This window comes from Microcystis sp. BLCC-F209, assembly GCF_041928595.1.
In the GTDB taxonomy this organism is placed as follows: Bacteria; Cyanobacteriota; Cyanobacteriia; order Cyanobacteriales; family Microcystaceae; genus Microcystis.
In genome coordinates, this window is record NZ_JBHFLL010000214.1 from 1 (window position 1) to 3,202 (window position 3,202).

A 3,202-nucleotide genomic window follows, 5' to 3' on the forward strand; every position below is an offset into this window, starting at 1 on the left:
TCCCAGCTTTGGTGGGTAAAATGTATTCTAAGATACATTTCTCAAGAGCGAGGGGGTGGAACGAACCACAAAGACACAAAGGACACAAAGATCGATCGATCCTATGTCAATTAAACTTATCACACAGAACCTAGAAGAGCCCACTTCCTTGCGAATCGGGGCCCAAGTGGTACTTCCCCCGTAGTTAAATAATCCTTCCGGGACATTTTTAACTGCACCTAAAGTTTCAGAAATTTGACTATTCGAGGAGGAAGAATTAGATCGATCATTGAGATTGGGAAAGGTTTTGTTGAGCAACCACCAAGCAATTCCTCCTAAAAGTGCCGATGTCACCATAACCGTCAACAGCAGCGGAAGAATTTCATTTTTCTGGGACATAAAATCAGGATCAGGCTTCGGACTACTTTAATGATAATCCCAGCTTTTTTTAATGACCCTAACTTTTACAATTCTTTCGGGTTGTGCCAAGGGTTAAGGATAAACCATAGAGACACGAACAACAGAAAGGAGAGGATAGATTCGATGAGTAATACTAAACCCGGTTATTAAAAACTGATTATTTATTCTCCCTTTTGCCTCTTGCCTCTTGCATGAGTGCCTGTCCTGATATGTAAGCCTATACTCAACGGATTTAGTATAAAACCTATCAGACAAAGGACAAGATAGCGATATAACCTGCTTGAGCATCTTCTCCTGTTGACTGGCTACAGACCTTCGAACAGCAAAAAACTTGAACAACAAAAACTAGAACAGCAAGGGATGGAGGCAACCCCATCCCCAAACTAGACAATTATGCTATTCTTTTTTATACATCACCTCCACCACGGTATGTACGTTACCTCTGGGATGAAAATCCCCCTTAACTTTCATCTGCAAGGGTTCGCAAGCGGCCACCAAATCATCTAAAATTTGGTTAATTGCTTCTTCGTGGGAAATATAACGATCGCGATAACTATTAATATAAAGTTTAATCGCCTTTAATTCCATCACCTTTTGATCGGGAACGTAGCTAAGATAAATGGTGGCAAAATCAGGATAACCGGAAAAGGGACACTTACAGGTATATTCCGGCAGAGTGATCTGAATATCGTAATTTCTGCCAGGACGTGGATTGGGGAAAGTAATTAATGTTCCTTCGGCAATTTCTCTTTCCCCGTACTTAACCTCAATTTTTTCGGAAGACTGAACCATGTTTTTTCCTAACTAGACAATGTTTCCTATCATAGCTCGAATATTCTCTCAAGAGGCGTTACCGAATCAACAGATGAATAGTAACTCCTGCATCCTATTGACAAATTAGCTTAGTCCAGGGTTGAAAGAATGCCGAGAAGACAATGCAGACTTAAAATCAGCCAAGTCGAATTTTCAGGTAAAAAATGCTCTATGATTAACTCTAAAGATACTGTAAAACTGGTTTCATGCTCTCCGAGATTAAAAACATAGCCGAGAGTCTCGCACCCCGATTAGTGGAGATTCGCCGCCACATTCACGCGAATCCAGAGTTAAGCGGGCAAGAATATCAAACTGCCGCCTATATTGCTGGGGTTTTGTCTTCCTGTGGTCTATCGGTGCAGGAGGCAGTGGGAAAAACGGGAGTTAAGGGAGAATTGGCCGGAAAAGGCAGTGATCGAAGGATTTTAGCCATCCGGGCCGATATGGATGCCCTACCGATCCAAGAAAGAACCGATTTAGACTTTGCTTCCCGTAAACCGGGGATTATGCACGCCTGCGGTCACGATGTTCATGCTACCGTCGGTTTAGGGGTGGCGATGGTGCTTTCCCGTCTCTCGGAACCTTTGGGGGGAAAAATACGCTTTCTCTTTCAACCGGCAGAGGAAATCGCTCAAGGGGCCAGTTGGATGATTCGGGAGGGGGTGATGCGGGATGTCAGTGCCGTTTTCGGGCTGCACGTTTTCCCCTCGATTCCGGCCCGATCGATCGGGGTTCGTTACGGGGCCTTAACCGCGGCTGCCGACGATCTGGAGATCTTTATTCAAGGGGAATCCGGCCACGGGGCCCGGCCCCACGAGGCCATTGATGCTATCTGGATCGCTTCCCAAGTAATCACCACTTTGCAACAGGCAATTAGTCGGACTCAAAACCCCTTGCGTCCCATTGTCCTCACCATCGGCCAGATTAGCGGTGGTCGCGCCCCCAACGTCATCGCCGATCAGGTACGCATGGCGGGAACCGTGCGATCGCTGCACCCAGAAACCCACGCCCATCTCCCAGAATGGATCGAAAGTTTGGTCACAAATGTCTGTAGCACATATAACGCTAAATGTCAAGTAAAATATCGTCGGGGCGTGCCATCGGTACAAAATGACCAATTTTTAACCCGTTTGGTGGAAGAAGCTGGTTTAGAAGCTTGGGGACAGGATCGGGTTTTAATTCTCTCGGAACCCTCCATGGGGGCCGAGGATTTTTCCCTTTATTTGCAACAGGCCCCGGGGACAATGTTCCGTCTGGGAGTGGGTTCTCCTCACCTCCTCAATCCCCCCCTTCACCATCCGGAATTTTTAGTGGATGAGTCGGCAATTCTGACGGGAGTGATTACTTTGGCCTACGCGGCCTATAAATATTGGCAAAGGGAAGGTTAAACCGGTTTTTCAAGATAATTTTATGGAAATTTGGGAAGATTTAGCTATTATAGCTTGGACAGAATTGCTGCTGGATAGTTATGAACAGTTAATCGGGCGATCGCTTTTGCCCCGGATCGGTACTGGCAAAGAACAGAGTAAAATGCTCTTTTATGCCCCTTTTGTTCTGGTTTCCCACGGTACACAAACTAATCCGATCTTCAATTATGGTAATCGCGGTGCCCTCGATCTCTGGGGTTTAACTTGGCCAGAATTATTAACAACTCCTTCGCGAGCAACGGTACAGGGGGAGGAACCCGCCCAAGAACGCCAAAAAATGCTGGATTTAGTCAAAAAACAGGGCTATATCAACGATTATCACGGGGTAAGGATCACGAAAAATGGTCAACTATTTCGCATTGAAAAAGCGATCGTTTGGAATATCATCGATCGTGATGGCATTTATTGCGGACAGGCTGCCACTTTTGCCGATTGGATTTTTCTCTGATTTAAGCACCCCGCTCCCTTCTCCCCGCTCCCTTCTCCCTAATCCATAATTCATAATTCCCTCTCCCCACTTCCCAATTCATAATTCATAATTTATAATTCATAATTCATAATTC

At 45.6% G+C, this 3,202-nt stretch carries 4 protein-coding genes; 2 read left to right on the forward strand and 2 right to left on the reverse strand.

Annotated features, from left to right (window positions below; genetic code table 11):
* Window positions 1–27: 27 nt before the first annotated feature.
* Both ACE1AQ_RS14075 and queF read right to left on the reverse strand, forming a co-directional pair.
* Window positions 28–378, reverse strand: coding sequence for a hypothetical protein (locus ACE1AQ_RS14075; RefSeq protein ID WP_008200188.1), 351 nt, complete (start codon window positions 376–378; stop codon window positions 28–30).
* Between the two features lie 417 nt (window positions 379–795).
* Entirely contained in the window at window positions 796–1,191 is a 396-nt protein-coding gene (gene queF / locus ACE1AQ_RS14080; RefSeq protein WP_002740916.1) for a preQ(1) synthase, read from the reverse strand.
* Window positions 1,192–1,418: 227 nt separating this feature from the next.
* Here queF and ACE1AQ_RS14085 point away from each other — a divergent pair, with 227 nt between their 5' ends.
* Together ACE1AQ_RS14085 and ACE1AQ_RS14090 are read left to right on the forward strand one after the other, a co-directional pair.
* Window positions 1,419–2,600: a M20 family metallopeptidase gene (locus tag ACE1AQ_RS14085; protein WP_374808617.1), complete on the forward strand. Its 1,182-nt coding sequence runs from the start codon at window positions 1,419–1,421 to the stop codon at window positions 2,598–2,600.
* Between the two features lie 22 nt (window positions 2,601–2,622).
* A complete protein-coding gene (locus ACE1AQ_RS14090) occupies window positions 2,623–3,087 on the forward strand; it encodes an MEKHLA domain-containing protein (protein ID WP_008200198.1) in 465 nt (154 codons plus the stop codon).
* The last annotated feature ends 115 nt before the right edge of the window (window positions 3,088–3,202 follow it).